Source organism: Nonomuraea sp. SYSU D8015, assembly GCF_008065375.1.
GTDB lineage: Bacteria > Actinomycetota > Actinomycetes > Streptosporangiales > Streptosporangiaceae > Nonomuraea.
This window is the reverse complement of the sequence record NZ_VJYI01000002.1, coordinates 907886-927983: the sequence shown is the minus strand read 5'-3', so window position 1 is coordinate 927983 and position 20098 is coordinate 907886. Positions and strand designations below refer to the sequence as shown.

Below are 20098 nucleotides of genomic sequence, written 5' to 3'. Positions count from 1 at the left end.
GCCGACCGCCTGCGACTAAAGGTAGCCACATGGTGATGTTCAGTCACAGCCGGGTGTCCGACTGGCGCCTGGCCCCGCCCCTATGGTGTCCGCACCAACGGGACAGCGTCCGGCGGGGCTGTGGCCCAAGAGCCGCACTCCCTCCAGGGATGCGGAGTCAGGCCCCGATAATGCGGTTCTCAGCCACGGTCCGCCCGGCTCGCCGGACGAAGAGGCTAGTTGCACGTCGGCGCGCGCGGCCGCACACGCAATGACCGAGCGGCAGGCACGGGCCCGCGTTCAGTCGCGGATGGCCGGCATCGTGCCCGTGGCGTCCTCCGACTCGTGCGGCACCGGATCGGGCAGCAGGTCGCGGATGCGGTCCTGGATCTGCCGGGTGATCGCCTCGAGCGGCTGAGTGCCGTCCACCACCAGGTAGCGCTCGGGCGCGGCGGCCGCCAGCGCGCGGAACTCCCTGCGCACCCGCTCATGGAACTCCAGCGGCTCGGCCTCGATCCGGTCCACCGCCCCGCCCAGCCGGGTCAGCCCCACCTGGGGCGGCGTGTCGATGAGCACGGTCAGATGCGGCACCAGCCCGCCCGTGGCCCATGCGTTGATCTTGGACACGTCCTCGGGGTCGAGCGCCCGCCCGGCGCCCTGGTAGGCCAGCGAGGAGTCCACGTAGCGGTCAGTGATCACCAGTGAGCCGCGGTAGAGCGCCGGCCTGATCACCTTCTCGACGTGCTCGGCACGGTCGGCGGCGTACAGCAGCGCCTCAGAGCGTGCCGACAGCCCGCGCTCGGCCGCGTCGAGCAGGATGGCCCGCAGCCGCATGCCGACCTTGGTCGAGCCCGGCTCGCGCGTCTGCACGACGTCGTATCCCTGGTCGCGCAGCCAGATCGCGATCAGCCGGGACTGGGTCGTCTTGCCCGACCCCTCGCCGCCCTCGAACGCCACGAACAGCCCCGGCACGTGCTCGGCCGCCTCGGTCGGGAACCGCTCGCCGCGCACCGCCGCGATGAGGTCGGCCGCCAGAGGGACGCCCTTCCTGTCGTCCATGTGGCGCAGGGCGAGCAGACCGACGGTCATGGCGAGCACCCCGCCGATCACCAGCACCAGGTTGGCCCCGTCGAACTGGTAACCGAAGGTGCCCAGGGCCAGCTCATGCGAGCCGAACAGCGCCGCCAGAGGGCTGGCCACGGCGACCACCAGCAGCAGCGTCACACGTGCCGTCGACTGCAGGAACGAGAACGTACGGCCCCGCAGCCCGTCCTCGACCTCCAGGCCGATCAGCGTGTAGCCGATGATCCAGGCGATCCCCGCGCAGCCGCCGAGCAGGACGGTCAGCATGACCACGATCACCAGGTTGTGCACCAGCGCGATCGCCACCAGCACCAGGCCGGCGACCGTGATCGCCAGCCCGAACAGCCGACGCCGGGACAGCTCGCGCAGCAGCCGGAGCCCGAAGAACATGCCCAGCGCCATGCCGACGAAGACGGCGGCGAACACGACGCCGTACGCCGCGTCGCCGCCCCCGAGCGTGCCCACGTAGATCCTCGCCACGCCCACCACGGCCCCGCCGGCGGCGAACGCCCCCAGCATGCCGATGATCAGGCCCCGCACCATCCGGTTGCCGCCGACGAACCGCCAGCCCTCGACGATCTGCTTGAGCACGGAGGGCGTGGAGATCGTGCCGTCCCGCTTGGGGATGTCGCGCAACGTGAAGATCAGGAACGCCGACACGAGGTAGGCGCAGGCGTTGACGACGAGCGCGAGCCCGGTGCCGTCGCGGTCGGCCAGGACCGGCACGAGGCCCTTGAGCAGATCGCCGACCACGGACAGCGCCGCGAACAGCATGGCCGCGACCGGCGCGCTGCCGTACGTGACCAGCAGGTTGAGCCGGTTGGCCGACTCCAGCTGCTCCTTCGGCACCAAGTTGGGCACCGTGGCGTCCTTGGCCGGGACCCAGAACAGGTTGACGCACTCGACCAGGACGGTCGCGATGATGATCCACTGATAGCTGTCGACGAACGGGATGGACAGCACCACGGCGAACCTGGCCAGGTCGGCCGCGAACATCGTCAGCCGCCGGTCGAACCGGTCGGCGAACACGCCGGCGAGCGGCCCGAGCAGCACGGCCGGGAGCATCTTGGCGATGAAGACGCCGCCGACGGCCAGGGATTGCAGACGGTAGTCGTCCTGCGGGGCGAGGTTGGCCGCCAGAGCGGTCAGCGCGAGGATGTTGAGCCAGTCACCCAGACTGCACACCGACATGGCCGTCCAGAGCCGTCTGAACGGCGCATTGGCCAGCACGTGAGTAGGGCGGCGTCGGCCAGGGGCAGTCATGGTTTCAGGCTATCCAGGTGTCGGTCAGAAGCGGTCGGACAAGAGACGTGCCGGATATTCCCGGCGACTCGTGGCCGAGAGTATTACGTCCCCGACCCCGCGCGCAGGTTACACACCTCGAATAGGTCCCCGAAAACATCATCAATTGATAACTCCGGCCCCATGTCGAGCTTCTTCCACCAATGCCCCCCACTCCGCACGTATATCGGGTGGTAGGTCCAGATCGTCCCAGAGTTCGGCGAGCAGCACGCCGTCGACGTGGTCGAGCAGCTCCTGCGGGCTTCCTTCGCGCAGCAGCAGCGAGTATGCCGCCCGCCGCTCCTCCCGGTCGGCCAGGTCGTAGACCCGGTCGCGGAGCCGCGCCGCCCCCAGCGCCGCGGTGACCGGCAGCCGCCACAGCCGGCCCGGCACATGAAAAGGCCGCTCGCCCCGAGCGGCGAACTCCACCTTCGGCTCCAGCACCAACCGGAACCCGGCCGCGTCGAGGATGCGCCCCGCGGTCTCGAGCGTCGGCGACTTCCTGCCGTGCTCATAGGCCGACAGTGTGGTCCTGGAGGTGCCGCTCACGCTGGCCAGCGCCTTCTGGTTCATGCTCGCGGCGTGCCGGGCCTGCTTGAACAGCAGCCCGCCGCGTTTGGCCCAGACGGCCACGTCGGACGCCAGCGCCGCCTCCATCGGCGAAGAAGCCATGCCCACCTCCGAGATGTATCCCAGCGGATACTACGGCACGATGGCGTCTCGTGACCACTGTATTACGCTAAGTCAACTCCAGCATCGTGATCTCCGGCGGGGCCCCGACGCGCACCGGCGGCCCCCAGAATCCGGCGCCCCTGGTGACGTAGACCTGCACCCCGTCGACAGTGGCCAGGCCCGACACCACCGGCTGCTGCAACCCCACGACCAGGTTGAACGGCGCCATCTGCCCGCCGTGCGTGTGCCCGGACAGCTGCAGGTCGACCCCGTGTCGCGCGGCCTGGTCCACGAGGACCGGCTGGTGCGCGAGCAGCACCGTGGAGCGGCTGGTGTCGCGGTTGCCGAGCGCCTTGTCGAAGTCGGGGCCGTCGCCCTGGGAGACGCCGTTGAGGTCGTTCACGCCGGCCAGGTCGAGCACGGCGCCCTGGTGCCTGATCTCCACGCGCTCGTTTCGCAGCGGGCGGACGCCGAGCTCCCCGAGCTCCTCGATCCACTCGGCGAAGCCGTTCGGGGAGAAGTATTCGTGATTGCCCGTCACGAAATATGCCCCATATCGGGACTCGAGGCTCTTCAGCGGCTGCGCCAGCGCGCCCAACTCGGCGACCGACCCGTCCACCAGGTCGCCCACGATCGCCACGACGTCGGCCTCGAGCCCGTTGATCATACGGACGATGCGCTCGGTGTGTGCCTTGCCCGTGAGCGGCCCGAGGTGGATGTCGCTCACCACGGCGAACCGCAGCCCGCCGAGCCGCGGATCCAGCTTGGGCAGCCTGACCCCGACCCGCTCGATCACGGGATCGCCCAGGGCGCTCGCCACGCCGTACCCGACCGCGCCCAGCGCCCCCGCCCCGGCGATGGCCGCCGTGGTGCGCCCCAGGAAGAGGCGCCTGCTCATGGGCGCCGCCTCGGCCTTCGCCGGCGAGCCCCGTTCCTCGTCCTCGGTGGGCGGCGGCCCGCCCGCCAGCACCGCGACGGGCTCCGGCTCCGGCGTGACCACGCGTTTCCGGTCGGCCCGGCGCAGGAACAACGCGGCCACGGCACGCGGAATCTCCAGCGCGACGAGCAGGATGAACAGGTAGAACATCAACGCGAACCAGAGGTAGCCCGGCCAGGCCAGCCAGTGGCCGAGCTCCATCCGCGTGCTGACGAACGTGGCCACGACGAGGCCGACGAGACCCACCACACCCCAGGTCAGCGCCTTGCGCAGTCGCCCGGGGGCGGTGGTGGAGCGCACCAGCCGGTGCCACAGGTAATAGTGCGCCAGCAGGATCACGCCGACGAAGATCAGGACCACCACGTATTCGATGCTACGTCCGGCGACCGCGCGTAGCGGCCACCGGAGCCTCCGAGGCCATCACACCCGGCCGCCGCAGCTCCCGAGGCGCCACGCCCGGCCGCCGGAGCCTCCGAGGCGGTCACGACCTGCCGCCACCGGTTACGACGACTTGGCCGCCGGCTTCTTGGCGGGCGCCTTCTTCGCCGGCGCCTTCCTGGTGGTCTTCTTCGGTGCGGGCGCCCGCTCACGCCGCTCGGCCAGCAGCTCGGCGGCCCGCTCTGTCGTGATGTCCTCGACCGTGTCGCCCTTGCGCAGCGAGGCGTTCGTCTCGCCGTCGGTCACGTACGGCCCGAACCGCCCCTCCTTCACCACGATGGGATTCTTGGAGTTGGGGTCATTGCCCAGCTCACGCAGCGGCGCCGCGGCCGCGGCCCGCCCCCGCCCGCGCTGCTTGGGCTGCGCGAACAGCTCCTTGGCCTGCTCGATCGTGACCGTCAGCAGGTCGTCCTCGGAGGCCAGCGAGCGCGAGTCGGACCCCTTCTTCAGGTATGGGCCGAACCTGCCGTTGTGCGCGACGACCTCCTCGCCCTCCAGCTCGCCCACGACCCTCGGGATCGACAGCAGCCTGAGCGCGTCCTCCAGCGTGATCGTGTCCAGCGACATGGTCTTGAACAGCGAGCTCGTACGGGGCTTCGGCGCGTCGGCCTTCTTCGTCCGCCGCTTCGGCGCCTCGTCCTCGGCGGGCTCGGGAAGGATCTCGGTCACGTACGGCCCGTAGCGGCCGTCCTTGGCCACGATCATGTGCCCGGTCACGGGGTCGTGCCCCAGCTCCCGGTCGCCCGAGGGCCGCGAGAACAGCTCCTCGGCCTTCTCCGCCGTCAGCTCGTCGGGCGTCATGTCCTCGGGAACGTTGACCCGGGCACCGTTCCTGTCCAGGTATGGTCCGTACCGCCCGACCCGCAGGACGATGTCCGTCCCCTTGACGGGGAAAGAGCTGATCTCCTTGGCGTCGATGTCGCCCAGGTCGGTGACCATCTCCTTCAGGCCCTCGTCACCGTCGGACCCGTAGTAGAAGCGCTGCAGCTCCGGCACCCGCTCCGCCCGGTCGTTGGCGATGTCGTCGAGCACCTTCTCCATCTCGGCCGTGAAGTCGTAGTCGACCAGGTTGCCGAAATGCTGCTCCAGCAGGTTGACCACGGCGAAGGCCAGGAACGACGGCACCAGCGCCGTGCCCTTCTTGAACACGTAGCCGCGGTCGAGGATGGTGCCGATGATCGAGGCGTACGTCGACGGCCGCCCGATCTCGCGGTCCTCCAGCTCCTTGACCAGCGACGCCTCGGTGTAGCGCGCCGGCGGCTTGGTGGAGTGTCCGGCCACGTCGAGCCTGCTCATGCTGAGCGGGTCGCCCTCGGCCAGGTTGGGCAGCCGCTTCTCGGAGTCGTCGCGGTCGGTCGACGGGTCGTCGGCGCCCTCGACGTACGCCTTGAGGAACCCGTAGAACGTGATCGTCCGGCCGGACGCGCTGAACTCGACGTCCTCTCCGGCCGACGACCGGCCGCCCACCTTCACGGTGACCGACTCGCCGATCGCGTCCTTCATCTGGGAGGACACGGTGCGCTGCCAGATCAGCTCGTACAGGCGGAACATGTCGCCCGACAGCCCGGTCTCGCCCGGCGTGCGGAACTCCTCACCCGAGGGGCGGATCGCCTCGTGTGCCTCCTGCGCGCTCTTGACCTTGCTGCTGTAGACGCGGGGCTTGTCCGGGACGTACTCGCGACCGTACAACTTGATCGCCTGCGACCGCGCGGCCGCCACCGCCGTCTCCGACAGCGTGATGCTGTCGGTACGCATGTAGGTGATGTAGCCGTTCTCGTAGAGCCGCTGGGCGACCTGCATCGTGTACTTCGCGGAGAACCCCAGCTTCCGGCTGGCCTCCTGCTGCAATGTGGTCGTCCGGAACGGCGCGTACGGCTTACGTGTGTACGGCTTGCGCTCGACGGACTTGACCGCGAACGACGACCCCCGCAGCCGGCCCGCCAGCGCGCCCGCGGCCTCCTCCGACAGATGCAGCACGTCGGGGCTCTTGAGCCGCCCGGTGCTGGCGAAGTCGCGGCCCTGCGCCACCCGCTTGCCGTCGACCACCGTCAGCGTGGCCGTGAAGTCACGCGGCCGCTCCTCCGGCTTGCCGGTGTCGAACAGCGCCTGCAGGTCCCAGTAGTGAGCCGGTGTGAACGCCATGCGCTCCCGCTCGCGCTCCACCACCAGCCGCGTCGCGACCGACTGCACGCGCCCCGCCGACAACCGCGGCTTGACCTTCTTCCACAGGACCGGGCTGACCTCGTAGCCATAGAGGCGGTCGAGGATGCGCCGGGTCTCCTGGGCGTCGACCAGGCGCAGGTTGAGGTCGCGCGGGTTGGCGACGGCGTCGCGGATGGCCTGCGGGGTGATCTCGTGGAACACCATGCGGTGCACGGGCACCTTGGGCTTGAGCACCTCGCGCAGGTGCCAGGCGATGGCCTCCCCTTCGCGATCCTCGTCAGTCGCGAGATAGAGCTCGTCGGCGTCCTTCAGCAGCTGGCGCAGCTTGTTGACCTGCGCCCTCTTGTCGGGGTTGACGACGTACAGCGGCTCGAACTCGTGCTCGACATTGACCCCGAGCCGCGCCCACGACGCCTTGCGGTACTGCTCGGGGATGTCGTCGGCCTTCTCCGGCAGGTCGCGGATGTGTCCGATGCTGGACTCGACCATGTAGCCAGCACCGAGGTAATCCCTGATCGTCTTCGCCTTGGCAGGCGACTCCACGATCACCAGGCGTGTTCCGCCGGTGCTGCCGTTCTTGGCTGGCACGCTGCTTCCTACCTCACTGTTCGCTCGCAAATCCCCCTGCCGGGAGCCGGCACAGACTGAAAGGTAACCCGACTCGCGGAAATTTCCTTCCCCCCGGGCTACCCACTACCTTCCGGGTCCACCCACAAGCACGCAGAATAAAGCCCATCGAGCGGCAAGGCGCCCTGACTCACCCTGGAGACTAATCGTTGTGCTCGACTACTCCTACATGGATATCTTCATTCCGCGCGACCTCACTCGCGAAGCAGCACGTCAACTGCTGACCGAACACGCAGAGTACGGTCAGTGGGAGCTCGCGCGCGTACGGGTCCACCCCGACGGCAGCCGTCACGTACGGCTACGTCGCAAGATCATCCGAGTGCGCAGCACACTCTGACCCGCGGACATGGCTTTGCCCGCCCCGGGCCGCGCCCCCGGAACGGGCAAAGCATCTATCGCCGACTACTCACTGGCCGTGAGCAGTAGCCGCGCCAGTATGTGCTTGTTTACCTGCGTTCCGATTCCCTTACTTACGACCGAACCGGAACCGGCGGGCCGACGCGAACAGCGTCGCCGAAGCGGCGAACATGGCGCCGAGCACAAGCGCGAGCAGCGAGCTGGAGTTCATCCCGGTGACGCCGGCGGGCTGCGCGGCGCTCATCAGGCCGATGTCGCCGACGGGCAGGCCGTGGGTGACCGAAGTCACGGCGCCGCCGACCGGGGTGGAGGTGACCAGGTTGGTCGCGGGGCTGAGCGGGGACGCCGAGCGGACGGAACGGGCACGGTCAGCGCGGTCGGCCTTGGAGCTCTTGGCGACCTTGGCGGGCTTGGCGGGCTTGGCGACCTTGGCCGGTACCTGCGCCTGGACGGGCAGCCCCGGCAGCTCGGGCAGCTGCGGCAGGCCGAACGTCCTGGCCGCGTCCTCGACCAGCGGCAGCGCGGTCGAGCCCGCCCCCTGCACCTGCTCGGTGACGCCGGACACGGCCTCGAGCTGGGTCACACCGGTGAGCTCCTGGACCTGCCGGGTGACCCCGGGGACGTCCTGCACCTGCTGGGTGACGCCGGAGACGCTCTCCAGCCGGCCTCCGGCGGCCTCCTGCAGCGCCCCGACGGCCGGTACGCCCTCCAGCGCCCCGACGGCGGGAACCCCGTGGAGCGCCTCGCCCTGGAGAGCGCCCAGGGCGGGGACGCCCTGCAGGCCGCCCAGGGCCGGGACCGCGGGCAGCATGGGCAGCATCCCGCCCTTGGGCGCCGCGGCCTTCCGCGCGGCGTGGGCGAATCTGTGGGAATCGTGCGAACGGTCGTAGTCGGGCTTGCCGACGTGCGCCCCGCCGAGGCATCCGGCCGCGGCGTCGCCCAGCACGGCCGCGGCGTTGCCGCAGACGTTGACCGGCGCCGCGATCGGCGCCACGATCTGGTTGCCGGCCAGCACCCCGGCCCTGCCCGACGTCCAGTTGCCACCGCCGCCGTGCTGCCGCGAGACGCCCGCCCCGCCCTTGCAGTGGGCCTCGGAGGCGCCCAGCGCCGCGGCCGCGTTGCCGCAGATGTTGACCGGGGCCGCGATCGGCGCGACCGCCTGGTTGCCGCTCAGCACGCCCGACTGCCCGGAGGTGCGGTTGCCGCCCGCGCCCCCGCTCTTGACGGAGGCGCCGCCCTTGCAGCCCGCGAACGCGTGCCCGAGCAGGGCCGCGGCGTTGCCGCAGATGTTGACGGGCGCCGCGACGGGGGCGACCGCCTGGTTGCCGCTCAGCACGCCCGACTGCCCGGAGGTGCGGTTGCCGCCCGCGCCCGCGTTCTTGACGGAGGCGCCGCCCTTGCAGCCGGCGGACGCGTTGCCGACGGCGTTGCCGCAGACGTCGACCGGCAGGCTGACCGGGGCCACGATCTGGTTGCCGCTGCCCGCCCCGAAGCGCCCGTCGGTGTCGTTGCCCGTCGATCCCGCGGGCACCCGGCCGCTGTGGTAGGACCGCTTCCCCGGACGGCCGTTGCTGACGGACGAGCCGCCCTTGCAGCCCGAGAACGCCCGGCCGAACACGGCCACCGAGTTTCCGCAGATGTTGATCGGCGCGCTGACCGGCGCGACGGCCTGGTTGCCGCCCAGGACGCTCGCGTCGCCGGAGGTGCGGTTGCCGCCCGCGCCGGTGTTGAAGACGTTCGCGCCGCCCTTGCAGCCGGCCGTGGCGTCGCCGAAGATCGCCACCGCGTTGCCGCAGGCGTTCAGCGGGGCGGAGATGGGCGCGGTGACCTGGTTGCCGCCGAGGACGCTCGCGTCGCCGGACGTGCGGTTGCCGCCGGCGCCGCCCTTGCCCTGGGTGCGGACCGTCGCGCCGCCCTTGCAGCCGGCGTCGGACTTGCCGAACAGCGAGACCGCGTTGCCGCAGGCGTTGACCGGGGCGCTGATGGGCGCGTTGATCTGGTTGCCGCCGCCGACGGAGGCGTCGCCCGAGGTCCTGTTGGAGATGCCGGTCCTGCCGTTGTTCACGACTTCGGCGCCGCCCTGCGAGGAGGCCTCCGCCGAGCCGGCCGCCGCGACGGAGTTGCCGCTGATGTCGATGGGAAGAGAGATCGGCAGGTCGACCTGGTTGCCGCCGCCGACCGACGCGTCGCCGGAGGTGTCGGCGAGAGCGGTGCCGTTGCCGGCGAAAGACATGACCGCCACCGCGAGAAGGGCGGCAGGGGTTGATGCCTTGGCCCACGTACGCATGATGAATGCTCCTAGTGGTTCTTGGGGGGATACCTGAACGGATCGCGGGCAGCCCGAGGCCAGGTGAGGCTCACGCACAGCGGAGACCTCGGATCCGCGGATCGGTTTGAACTGACGTGTCACCCGCCGGCGAAGGGGATCAGGCCACGCTCCGCCGCTGTTGTCGGGAAAGGACCGGTCGCGCGAGGAAGGGGAACGTGCCGACCGGTGCTTGGCGAGGATCAGTCAGGAGAGAAAGAGGGGTCGTCCGCCGCTGTGCGGACGACGGGGGGAAGCACGTACGCCAGGAGAGCGCGTCGCGCCTGCAGCCGCGGGTCGAACACGGACCTCGCGACGTCCCCCGCAGCGGGCCCGAACGGGCCGCTGCCACCGCCGTTGGGCACCAAGCCGTTGGCGTCCAGGATCTTTCCGGCGGTGGACGGTGAAGGAAGGCCAGGATCCTGCTGGCTGTTGAGCCCGTCGACCGTGCGCCCGGCCATGGCCTCGGCGTTGTCCGACGCCGAGATGTGGCCGGCGCCCACGAGGGCATGGGGTGCGTACGTCTGACTGGAGTCGGCGGACCCCGCCGCCGCGACGGCGCCCGCGGAGGCTCCTGTCGCCGCAGTCGCATCTGTCGTCGCAGTCGCACCTGTCGCCGCGGTGGCGTCCGCGGCCGCCGGAGCAGCGGTGAGCATGCCGAACAGAACAGCGAGCAGCCACCCGGCGGCCACCAGGCCACCGATCGTGGCTGCCCGCACGACGAGCCGACGGGCACCGGCCGCGAACCGCGCCATCCGGTCAGCCCGATCATCCGTCGCGTCCTGCCCCGGGACGGTCACGGGCAGACGGCCGACGGCGAGGGGCGTCGCCCCCACCTGCCATGCCGCCGCGCGTGCCACGTGACCTCCCGAAACTCCAGAACCGGCCCCACATGGTGAGGCCGGTCCGTGGACTCACCCCTCAACGGTCCGTAACCGTAGCAGTACCCATGGTCGCCGCAAGGGCTTTTCACAACAGACCCATGAATTGGCCAACCCGTCAGCCGCCAAATCAGCCCCAACTACCCATTGCTGTAGCCCCCGCCCCACGAGAGCCCCATCAGGAGCCCCTGCCCACCCCATTCCGGCCCCCGGAAGCGGTCTCAGAAGAGTGACCGCATTCTTGGTATGACGCACCCCTCAGAGTTTGCTAACCTTACTGAGCCGACGCGGGATGACGGTCCCGCGTGCAGGCACCAAGTCCGGGTGGCGGAATAGGCAGACGCGCTAGCTTGAGGTGCTAGTGCCCAGTGATGGGCATGGGGGTTCAAGTCCCCCCTCGGACACGCACTCTGGTACATGCTGGGCCTCGCCTCGACTGTGACAACCCCCTCCAAGGGGTCATAGACGAGGTGGAGGCCCATCTGCGTGTAGAGCTCGTGTCTGTCGGCCGTCCCTCGGCCTTGAGTCGCTCGGCCCGAGTGTCGGCCATCCACCTGCCGATCTCTTGCGGGTCACCACCCGCGTCCAAGGTCGCCCGGTAGCGGTCATCCGCTGGTCGCAGTCGTCGATCACCTTGCGCGCGGCCTCGGCGATCACGCGGTCGGTCTCGTTGTTCTGGGCGTCCACAAGGGCTTGGGCGGTCTGTTCGAGGGCGGCAGGGGAAAAGATCTGGCAGACCCAGGGGTCCACCTCAGTCAGGATGTGATCCTCGCGAACGTACACGGTGCGGGGGTGCACGATCATGTTGGCGAGGGCGTACTCGGTGGGGAACTTGCACCGATAGTAGGGGCGGCCGTTGCTCCAGGTGCCCTCCATCCGACGGCCGCACACGCCGCAGTGCAACAGACGACGCAGGACGTACGAGCGCCGGGTGCTGGGCGGCTTGCGCGCAGTCGCAGGCCGGCCGTTGGCCGACAGCAGCGCCTGCGCCTGCTCGAGGGTCTCGATGTCCACGATCGGCTCGTGCACGACCATCTCCGACCAGACCCACTGATCCTGCGGGTTCCACTTCAGCTTGGTCACATGCCCCTGGGTGACCAGGCAACACCGGAGCGGTGCCGGTTGCGCGCCTTGTCGTAAGCGGACGAGCAGGGGATGTTCTCCGGGTCAGCCCTTCGGTGATCAAGCAGAGGCCCTGGCCATGGAGAAACTCCCAGAAGATCCGCGCCACGATGGGCGCCGTCAGCGGATCAGGCTCCAGGCGGTGCAGCCGCTTGCCATCGGCTGCCTTGCTCGGATTGGGGTGGGGCCGACGTCCTGGAGGGGGTAGCCGTGCGGCGGACGCCCTCCCAAGAAGCGTCCCTCTATCTTCGCCTGCGCCTCCATCGTCGTACGGACACGCATCTTGATCCGGTTACGCTCGCCCTTGCTGATCCGCCGAACATCAGCATGATCAGCTCATGCGCTTCCTCCGGCCGGATCCCGCCAAATGCCCCGGCTGCAGGAAATCCGCGACAACCTCCTCGCTCGCCTACAAGAGGACAAGAACCAAGGCTTGCTCGGCGAAGTCGCCGCGATCGAGGTCAGCATCGCCGCAGCCGACCAGAAAGCCGAGGCCATGCAACGTCTGGCAGCCACGCACACCACCGTCCATTTCGGCATGCCGGACTTCCGTTCCTCCGCTGGCCGCACCGCTCCCGGGTCCTGACCTCGCAGGCGCTGTTGTCATCCCCAGTAGAAGGTCACCTCCAGGTTCGTGTGCTCAACCGAGTACGCCCAAACCTACATATCTGGCTATACGGGAAGCGACCGCATATACCGGCAGAAATTGACCTGAATTAGGTTAAGGTCAAGCGCATGCATCGCCTCTCCGAAATCACCTTCTATTTGCCCACGACTCCGGAGTCACGCACCTTCCTCGGCGAACTACGCTCGCTGCTCGCCGAGGTCGTATACGCCACACCCGGCGGGGCGGCTGACCATCTGATCCTCACCCCGCCACAGCCCGCCGGCGCACGTCCGGTGACGGCGTTCAAATTGGCCAACGTGCCGGCGCCGCAGGTCGTCTTCGACACGGGCCAATCCATTGGCGTCTGGGGCGGCGAAACGCCCGGTGCGCAGACGCCGCCGGCCACGGTCGAAATAGGGACCTGACCCGCCGTCTCGCCGGATATGTCCAGCGGGTCGATCACACGGGTGTGAACCTGCCCGCCAGCCACACCTCGCCCGAGCAATGGCAGAACCTTGTCAACGCACTCGCCTCGGCCTCCACCATGTACCGCTTTCCCACCGGTGAAACGTGGCCTTTCGTCCTTCCCTCGACATCAGATGAGCTTCTCGGCGACATCCACGACTTCGTCGCCGGCCGCGAGCCCCGGTTCGAGCTGGTCTACGACCAAGGACTAACGCAGACGGAATGGCAGTTCGCGCTCTGGACCGACCTGACCCGCGCAGAGCTGGAGCAGCTATTCCCCGAACCCGAAGGGACCGCATCGAAGACGGCCCATCCGATTGGGAAACCGGCGAGTGGCTGGTCACCGAAGGCGGCCGCATCCGGTGACACCGGCCCGTGGACACACCGGCGGGTCGCTCGCCCCCCGCTACGGAGCGATGACACCAGCAGCGACCACTACGCTGGCCACGGCTCGTTCGGCGAACCTTCGCCCTCGTGGTGCTGCGGACGACGGAAACGGTTCCCGACACGCCGACACGGGGGCAAACGCCAAGGTTCTTTGCGCCACTTTCTGTGAGCGAAAGGCGGCCGCCAAGCCATCTGGAAGCTTAAAGATCATTTCGGGTAAGAGCTGGTGGAGAAGAACGGCCGTCTGCTGGCCTACACCGCGCCATGGTTCGCCCGCACCGCCTCTGACCCACTGCCGCCGCGCGACCACCCCGACCGGCGCACCTTCAACCTCGACATGGTCGCGCTCGGCTGGGCCGCCACCTTCATCATTTTCTCTGAACTCAGAATGGATCACGGAACTAGGCGAACGGATGATGTCAACGCGTCCGCTGTCGTTTGCGGTGCGTCAGTTCCGTTGGAGCCAGGCGGCTGTGTCCGTGGGCAGGAGGCGGTCGCCCACGGGGCCTGAGGCGAGGAGGACCTGGCAGGCGTCGGGAAGCGGAAGCGGCTGGTCGGAGAGGTTGACCGCACAGAGGAGTCCGGCTCCGCGTTCGAAGACGAGCGTGCCGTGCGGGCTGTCCAGCCAGCGGAACGCTTCCCCGGTGAAAGCCGGAACCGCTCGGCGCAGACGCAGTGCGGCTCGGTAGAGCTGCAGCATGGATGCGGGATCGGCGGAGGCGGCTTCGGCGGTGTATGACGTCCAGTCCTTCGGCTGGGGAAGCCAGGGTACGGATCCGGGCGGGCCGAAGCCGAACGGCGGTGTGGTGCCCGACCAGGGGATGGGGACGCGGCAGCCGTCACGGCCTCGGACGGTGTGGCGGGAGCGTTCCCAGGTGGGGTCTTGGAGGGCTGCTTCGGGCAGGTCTTCGACTTCGTACAGGCCCAGTTCCTCGCCCTGGTAAATGTAGGCGCCGCCGGGCAGGGCCAGCATGAGCAGCGCCGCCGCGCGGGCGCGGCGGGTGCCGAGCGCGCGATCGGAGGGGGCGCCCTGGTCGAGGAGCGCGCTTCGTACGCCGGTGTAGGCGCGGCCGTAGCGGGTGACGTGCCGGGTCTCGTCGTGGTTGGACAGGACCCAGGTGGGCGGGGCGCCGACGGCGGCCAGGTCGGTGATGCTGCGGTCGATGACCTCGCGCAGGGGGCCGGCTTCCAGCGGGCATTTGAGGAAGTCGAAGTTGAAGGCGGTGTGCAGCTCGTCGTTGCGCAGGTAGTGAGCGAGGCGGCCGGGGCGGACGTGGGCCTCGGCAACGAAGACGCGCCGGTCGGGGTAGCCGTCGGCGATGGCACGCCAGCGGCGGAAGATGTCGTGGACGCCGTCGCGGTCCCAGTGCGGATGGTCGTCCTGGCCCTCTCCCGTGAGGACGGAGAACTCGGTCAGGCCGAGGTCGGGCAGGGCGGGATCCTTGGCCATGCCGTGGGCGACGTCGATGCGGAAACCGTCGACGCCGAGGTCGAACCAGAAGTGGAGAACGTCGTCGAACTCGGCGTGAACGGCTGGGTGGTCCCAGTTCAGGTCGGGCTGCTCGGGTGCGAACAGGTGCAGGTACCACTGGCCGTCGGGGACGCGGGTCCAGGCGGGACCGCCGAAGGCGGCGTGCCAGTCGTTGGGCGGCAGTGAGCCGTCCTCGCCCCTGCCGTCGCGGAACAGGTAGCGCTCCCGTTCAGGGGATCCCGGTCCTGCGGCCAGGGCCTGCTGGAACCAGAGGTGCTGGTCGGAGGTGTGGTTGGGGACGATGTCCAGGATCACGCGCAGGCCGAGTGCGTGGGCTTCGGCGATCATCTTCTCGGCCTCGGCAAGGGTGCCGTAGGTGGGGTGGATGTCGCGGTAGTCGGAGACGTCGTAGCCGCCGTCGGCGAGCGGGGAGGGGTACCAGGGGTTGATCCAGATCGCGTCGACGCCGAGTTCGGCCAGGTAGGGCAGGCGGGAGCGGAGCCCGGCGATGTCGCCCGTTCCGTCGCCGTCGCCGTCGGCGAAGCTGCGGATGTAGACCTGGTAGATCACGGCCGAGCGCCACCAGTTGTCGGTTGCGTTGCTCACGTTCCTCGGTTTCCTGACTGTTCGGTGCGTGTACGTGTCTTCTCGGTAGGGGGTGGGTGCGGCGGCGTCCTAGCCCTTGACGGCGCCCTGGAGCAGTGCCTTGACGAAGTGGCGTTGCAGGAACAGGAACACGATGATCGTGGGGGCCATGATGAGCAGGGCACCGGCGTTCAGGAGCACCTGGTCGGTGCTGTATTTCGTGGTGAAGGCCTGCAGGGCGCCGGCCATGGTGCGCTTGGTGGGGTCGTCGATGAGCACCAGGGCGAGCAGGAACTGGTTCCAGGTGGACAGGAACATCAGCAAGGTGAGGGACGCGATCGCGGGGCGGGCGAGTGGCAGGTGGATGTGCCGCAGCGCCTGCCAGGGGCCGGCGCCGTCGAGGCCGGCGGCCTCGGACAACTCGCGGGGAACGTTGACGAAGTGTGCTCGCATCCAGAAGACCGCGAACGGCATGTTGAGTCCGATCAGCGGCAGGATCAGGGCCCACTGGCTGCCGAGCAGGCCCATGTCCTTGTTCTGCTCGTACAGCGGGACGATCACGATCTCGTACGGCAGGGTCAGGGTGAGCACGAGCACCGTGTAGAAGATGCGGCCGAGCGGGATTGCCAGGATGGCGATCGCGTAGGCGGCCATGGTTGAGATCAGGACCGCAATCGGCACGACGCCCAGCACGATCATGGTGCTGGACTGCAGGAGCGTCGTGATGTTGGCGACGTTCCAGGCGTCGATGAAGTTGTGCCAGTGCGGGTCGCTGGGCCAGCTCAGGCCGCTCGGGAAGGACCCTTGGGGTGCCAGCGCCGCGCTCATCATGCTCAGCAGTGGCACGATCGAGTACAGGGACGCCGCCGCGATGAGCAGCAGACCGGGCGCGCGTCGGCGCAGTGTCCGTACGGGCGTCGAGGTGGGCATGGCTATCTCTCCCGGAACAGCCGCTGGAGCGGGACGATGACGGCGATCACGATCAGGGCGAGGACGACCGCGAGGGCGGAGGCCGCGCCGAGGCGGCTCTCGTTGAACGCCAGGTTGTAGACCATGACACCGGGCACCATCGTCTGGGTGCCCGGGCCGCCCTGGGTGGCCAGGTAGACAACGTCGAAGCTGGCGAGCGCGGCGATGACGGTGATAGTGACGCAGACGCCGATCTCGTTGCGGAGTCCGGGAAGGGTGACGGACCGGAACTGCCTGATCGCGCCGGCTCCGTCGATGCGGGCTGCTTCGTAGAGGCTGCCGTCGATTTTCCCGATGCCTGCCAGCAGCAGCATGGTGCACAGTCCGGTCGACAGCCAGGTGCCGATGAATCCGACCGCGGTCAGGGCCCAGGTGAAGTCGCCGAGCCAGGGCCGGGCGGCCGACTCCAGGCCGACGGCTCGCAGCAGCTGGTTGACCACTCCGTTGTCGGAGTACATCCAGGTCCAGGCGACTCCGGCGGCGGCGCCGGGAATGATCTGCGGCAGGAACAGCATGGTGCGGGCCAGCGTCCCAGTGAACTTGCCTTGGATCTGCCGCATCACCGAGGCGCTGATCAGGGCCAGGGTCACCGGCAGGACGGTGAAGAACAGGATCAGGTAGAAGGCGTGCAACAGCGATGACAGCTGTTCGGGATCGGTGAACACTGCGCGGTAGTTCTCCAGCCCGGCCCAGGTGGACGCACCGATGCCGTCCCAGTCGTAGAAGGAGTACTGGATCGACAGCAGGATGGGCCGGAAGTTGAAGACCGCGTAGAACGCCAGCGCGGGCAGGGCGAACAGCCATCCGGCCCAGCGCCGCGCCCGGAGCGTGCGACGGCTCCGGGACGCGGCGGTGTGATCTCCCGGGCGGCTGCGTGTCGGGTTGATCAGATGCATGGTGTGGCCGCTGCCGGGCTCAGCTGCCCTTGAGGGCGTTGGCGTAGGTGTCCTGGAGGGTCTTGACCATCGCGGCCGGGGCGACCTTGCCGGCCACCAGGAGCTGTAGCTGCTGCGTGAGCTTGGTGTTGACGGCGGGGGCGGCGTTCTGCAGCCAGCTGTCGAAGCCGTTGTCCGCGGCGATCGCTGCATAGCCGCTCTGGATCTGCTCGGTCAGGGTGCCGGACAGGGACGGCTCGCCCGCGCTACCGGCCCCGGGTGTCAGGGCGGCGTAGCCGTTCTTGACCGCGACCTCCGCAGCGGCGGGCGTCGTGAGGAAGTCCAGGAACAGCGCGGCGGCGTCCTTGTTCTCGGAGCGGGCGGCGATCGAGAAGGCCAAGGTGTTGCTGGTCATCCCGGCGTACTTGCCGCCCTTGTCGGCCGGCGGCATCGGGAAGACGCCGTACTTGCCGGCGAAGGTCTTGTCCAGAGTCTGCACGATCCAGCTGCCCTGGAAGAAGAACAGCCCCTTGCCACCGGCGAACTGCCCGTACGATGCCTCCTGGTTGAGCGCGTTGACGTCGGAGGCGAAGTACCCCGCCTTGATCCACTTCTGCAGGACCTCGGTCGCCTGAACCGCCGCCGGGGTGTCCAAGGTCGCGCCCGGCTTGTGGTAGACGATATCGCTGAGCGCCTGAGCGCCCATGTAGTCGCCGAGCAGCAGGTTGTACAGGTGCCCGATCAGCCCGTCCTGATTGGAGGCCACGATCGGGGTGATCCCGGCCTCCTTGGCCTTGGCCATGTGGGCTTCGAGTTCGGCGATGCTCGCGGGCGGCGTCGTCATGCCGATCTTGGCCGCCAGCTCCTTGTTGTAGAAGACCCCAACCAGGGGTCCGGCCGAGCCGCCCGCCTGATACAACGTCCCTGAACCGATCACGCCGTCCGACACCCGCCCGGGAGCCAGCGCCGACGCCGGGACCTTGGAACTCCAGCCGTAGGCCTTGTCATAGGCGTCGAGGTTGGTAAGCAAGCCGTCCTTGACGCCGCCGAGGAGGTCGGCGGGCTGGACGAGGTCGGGCGGGGAGTCGGAGGCGAGCAGGCGGGGCAGCACGGTGTTGTAGTTGTTGTCCGGCTCCACCCGCAGCTTCACCGTGATCTTCGGGTACTTGGCCTGGAAGGCATCGGCCAAGCCCTGCTCATACGCCTGGAGCCCCGCGGCGGAGAACAATGTCAGAGTCGCCGGGGTGTCCGCCACGGCAGTGCTCACCGCGGTCGGTGACGCTTCGGCCGGCGAGCCGGAGCCGCCCGACCCGGGTGCACCGCACGCCACCAGCGTGACGAGCGCGGACCCGGCGGCGATGCCCGCCAGCGGGGCACGTAGACGTCGGCTGAGGGCGCCTGCTCTGGAGGTGTGGCGCTGAAGCATGATGCCTCCCTTGCATCCATGCGGCTGCCGCTCACGGTCGGCAGACAGGGGGTTGTGCGCTTCCCGGACCGGGCCGCAGGAGTCCGCAGGCTTGTTTCGGAAGCGTTTCCGTTGCCGCAAGACTGAGAGTTATCGCGCCAACATGTCAAGTAACAAATACGTAACTCCAGGTCAACCGTATCGAGATGACTCAACGGGACCTGTGCCCTTGTTCGTGCATACCGAGCGATCGGAAAGACTCTTTCGAAGTGATGGAAGCGTTTCCGAAAGTAGGTTAATCTTCCGCCATGTCCCAGAGCCCTCGGAAGATCAACATGGAGGATGTCGCCCGCGAGGCCGGCGTCTCGATGGCGACCGCCTCGCGTGCGCTCAACAACGGAACGGGAGTCGCCGAAGCCACCCGGCAACGCGTTCTCGCCGCCGCCGAGCGGCTCTCCTACGTGGTGTCCCCGGAAGCCTCCCGTCTAGCGGGTGGCGCCACAGGCAGGGTCGCGGTGGTCGTGCCGCACATCTCCCGGTGGTTCTTCGCGGCCCTCCTCGAAGGGCTGGAATCAGTTCTTCGAGCCGCCGAGCTCGACGTGCTGCTCTACCACGTTGGCGACATCGACGACCGGCACGACTTCTTTCACCGGTTGCCGGCCAGACGCAAGGTCGATGCCGTAGTCGTCCTGGCCTTTCCCGTCGGTGAAGAAGAGCAGCGGCGGTTGGAGCTCATGGGCGTCACCATCATCGCCGCAGGCGGCCAACACGCCGCCTACCCCAACGTTTCCATCGACGACGAGACAGCCGGCCGACAGGCGATGGACCATCTGATCTTCCTCGGGCACCGCCGCATCGCCATGATCGCCGCCGTGGACCCCGACCAGCCAGGGGAACTGGCACCATCAGGCCGCTCCAACGCCTACTACGCCGCCCTGTGCGACGCAGGAATTCCGATCGACGACCAGCTCATCGTCACGGTCGACTGGGGCGGCCGCGAAGGCGCCGACGCGATGGCCAAGCTCCTGAGCCAGCGCGAACCACCCACCGCCGTCTACGCCCACTCCGACGAGGTCGCCCTGGGCGCGATCCGCACCCTGCGCCGCGCCGGCCTGCGCATCCCCCAGGATGTGTCCGTCATCGGCATAGACGATCATCCCCTCGCCGAGCTGACGGACCTGACGACCGTGCGCCAACCCGTCCGGCAACAAGGCGAGCTCGCCGGGCGCATGCTCCTGGACATACTGCGCGGGGAAGAGACCGACCGTGGCATCGTCGTGCCGACCCAGCTCGTCATCCGCGGCAGCACCGCGCCACCTCGCTCATAGCCACGACCGGCCCGGTCCCTGCTGGCGGAGACATGGCCTCGGTATGGCGTGTATGTGGCGCTGCTCCAACTCATGATCACGCCGCCCACACGACCGTAGTATGCAGGCCAGCGCCGATGGTGCGCTGGCGCGGGCCTACATAAGCTGATCGAACCCGGCAC

General features: G+C 68.8%; 16 protein-coding genes and 1 tRNA gene. 6 read left to right on the top strand and 11 right to left on the bottom strand.

The features are described from left to right. Window positions 1-279: 279 nt before the first annotated feature. The 4 genes from tmk to topA form a co-directional block, all read right to left on the bottom strand. On the bottom strand, window positions 280-2325 hold the full coding sequence (gene tmk, locus ID574_RS13805) for a dTMP kinase (protein WP_188189180.1): 2046 nt from the start codon (window positions 2323-2325) through the stop codon (window positions 280-282). Window positions 2326-2466: 141 nt separating this feature from the next. Continuing rightward, complete coding sequence (locus tag ID574_RS13800; protein ID WP_223166659.1) at window positions 2467-3015, bottom strand: helix-turn-helix transcriptional regulator; 549 nt, start codon at window positions 3013-3015, stop codon at window positions 2467-2469. Between the two features lie 67 nt (window positions 3016-3082). Continuing rightward, window positions 3083-4315, bottom strand: coding sequence for a metallophosphoesterase (locus ID574_RS13795; RefSeq protein WP_188189179.1), 1233 nt, complete (start codon window positions 4313-4315; stop codon window positions 3083-3085). A gap of 138 nt (window positions 4316-4453) precedes the next feature. Continuing rightward, complete coding sequence (gene topA, locus ID574_RS13790) at window positions 4454-7141, bottom strand: type I DNA topoisomerase (protein WP_188189178.1); 2688 nt, start codon at window positions 7139-7141, stop codon at window positions 4454-4456. A 190-nt stretch (window positions 7142-7331) separates the two neighbouring features. Between topA and ID574_RS13785 the strand changes: the two genes are divergently transcribed. Next, complete coding sequence (locus tag ID574_RS13785) at window positions 7332-7517, top strand: DUF5703 family protein (RefSeq protein ID WP_020540893.1); 186 nt, start codon at window positions 7332-7334, stop codon at window positions 7515-7517. Window positions 7518-7646: 129 nt separating this feature from the next. Here ID574_RS13785 and ID574_RS13780 read toward each other — a convergent pair whose 3' ends face one another. Both ID574_RS13780 and ID574_RS13775 read right to left on the bottom strand, forming a co-directional pair. Next, window positions 7647-9824, bottom strand: coding sequence for a chaplin family protein (locus tag ID574_RS13780; protein WP_188189177.1), 2178 nt, complete (start codon window positions 9822-9824; stop codon window positions 7647-7649). Window positions 9825-10045: 221 nt separating this feature from the next. After that, window positions 10046-10702, bottom strand: coding sequence for a hypothetical protein (locus tag ID574_RS13775; RefSeq protein ID WP_223166658.1), 657 nt, complete (start codon window positions 10700-10702; stop codon window positions 10046-10048). 339 nt (window positions 10703-11041) lie between these two features. On the opposite strand from ID574_RS13775, the gene ID574_RS13770 reads away from it, so the two are divergent. Continuing rightward, window positions 11042-11127: transfer RNA gene (locus ID574_RS13770), tRNA-Leu, on the top strand. Window positions 11128-11182: 55 nt separating this feature from the next. On the opposite strand, the gene ID574_RS13765 is transcribed toward ID574_RS13770, so the two are convergent. Further along, window positions 11183-11806, bottom strand: coding sequence for a recombinase zinc ribbon domain-containing protein (locus tag ID574_RS13765; protein ID WP_188189176.1), 624 nt, complete (start codon window positions 11804-11806; stop codon window positions 11183-11185). 406 nt (window positions 11807-12212) lie between these two features. Here ID574_RS13765 and ID574_RS13760 point away from each other — a divergent pair, with 406 nt between their 5' ends. From ID574_RS13760 to ID574_RS59655, 3 genes are all read left to right on the top strand, one after another. Beyond that, window positions 12213-12431, top strand: a complete 219-nt coding sequence (locus ID574_RS13760) for a hypothetical protein (protein WP_188189175.1) — start codon at window positions 12213-12215, stop codon at window positions 12429-12431. Between the two features lie 149 nt (window positions 12432-12580). Beyond that, window positions 12581-12877, top strand: coding sequence for a hypothetical protein (locus ID574_RS59660; RefSeq protein ID WP_223166657.1), 297 nt, complete (start codon window positions 12581-12583; stop codon window positions 12875-12877). 44 nt (window positions 12878-12921) lie between these two features. Next, entirely contained in the window at window positions 12922-13473 is a 552-nt protein-coding gene (locus tag ID574_RS59655; RefSeq protein WP_223166656.1) for a hypothetical protein, read from the top strand. Between the two features lie 279 nt (window positions 13474-13752). Here ID574_RS59655 and ID574_RS13750 read toward each other — a convergent pair whose 3' ends face one another. The 4 genes from ID574_RS13750 to ID574_RS13735 all read right to left on the bottom strand — a co-directional run bounded on the left by ID574_RS13750 (window position 13753) and on the right by ID574_RS13735 (window position 18630). Continuing rightward, window positions 13753-15381: a glycoside hydrolase family 13 protein gene (locus ID574_RS13750; protein WP_188189174.1), complete on the bottom strand. Its 1629-nt coding sequence runs from the start codon at window positions 15379-15381 to the stop codon at window positions 13753-13755. Window positions 15382-15450: 69 nt separating this feature from the next. After that, complete coding sequence (locus ID574_RS13745) at window positions 15451-16290, bottom strand: carbohydrate ABC transporter permease (protein WP_188189173.1); 840 nt, start codon at window positions 16288-16290, stop codon at window positions 15451-15453. Between the two features lie 2 nt (window positions 16291-16292). Beyond that, window positions 16293-17225, bottom strand: coding sequence for a carbohydrate ABC transporter permease (locus tag ID574_RS13740; protein WP_188189172.1), 933 nt, complete (start codon window positions 17223-17225; stop codon window positions 16293-16295). A 19-nt stretch (window positions 17226-17244) separates the two neighbouring features. Then, window positions 17245-18630: an ABC transporter substrate-binding protein gene (locus tag ID574_RS13735; protein WP_188189171.1), complete on the bottom strand. Its 1386-nt coding sequence runs from the start codon at window positions 18628-18630 to the stop codon at window positions 17245-17247. Window positions 18631-18917: 287 nt separating this feature from the next. On the opposite strand from ID574_RS13735, the gene ID574_RS13730 reads away from it, so the two are divergent. Continuing rightward, window positions 18918-19937 carry a LacI family DNA-binding transcriptional regulator gene (locus ID574_RS13730; protein WP_188189170.1) on the top strand — a complete coding sequence of 340 codons (1020 nt, stop codon included), beginning with the start codon at window positions 18918-18920 and terminating at the stop codon, window positions 19935-19937. Window positions 19938-20098 lie beyond the last annotated feature (161 nt).

Coding starts and splice junctions, on each gene's coding strand:
- tmk (WP_188189180.1), bottom strand. CDS start 2,325: ATGACTGCCCCTGGCCGACGCCGCCCTACTCACGTGCTGGCCAATGCG.
- ID574_RS13800 (WP_223166659.1), bottom strand. CDS start 3,015: ATGGCTTCTTCGCCGATGGAGGCGGCGCTGGCGTCCGACGTGGCCGTC.
- ID574_RS13780 (WP_188189177.1), bottom strand. CDS start 9,824: ATGCGTACGTGGGCCAAGGCATCAACCCCTGCCGCCCTTCTCGCGGTG.
- ID574_RS13760 (WP_188189175.1), top strand. CDS start 12,213: ATGCCCCGGCTGCAGGAAATCCGCGACAACCTCCTCGCTCGCCTACAA.
- ID574_RS59660 (WP_223166657.1), top strand. CDS start 12,581: ATGCATCGCCTCTCCGAAATCACCTTCTATTTGCCCACGACTCCGGAG.
- ID574_RS13745 (WP_188189173.1), bottom strand. CDS start 16,290: ATGCCCACCTCGACGCCCGTACGGACACTGCGCCGACGCGCGCCCGGT.
- ID574_RS13740 (WP_188189172.1), bottom strand. CDS start 17,225: ATGCATCTGATCAACCCGACACGCAGCCGCCCGGGAGATCACACCGCC.
- ID574_RS13735 (WP_188189171.1), bottom strand. CDS start 18,630: ATGCTTCAGCGCCACACCTCCAGAGCAGGCGCCCTCAGCCGACGTCTA.
- ID574_RS13730 (WP_188189170.1), top strand. CDS start 18,918: ATGTCCCAGAGCCCTCGGAAGATCAACATGGAGGATGTCGCCCGCGAG.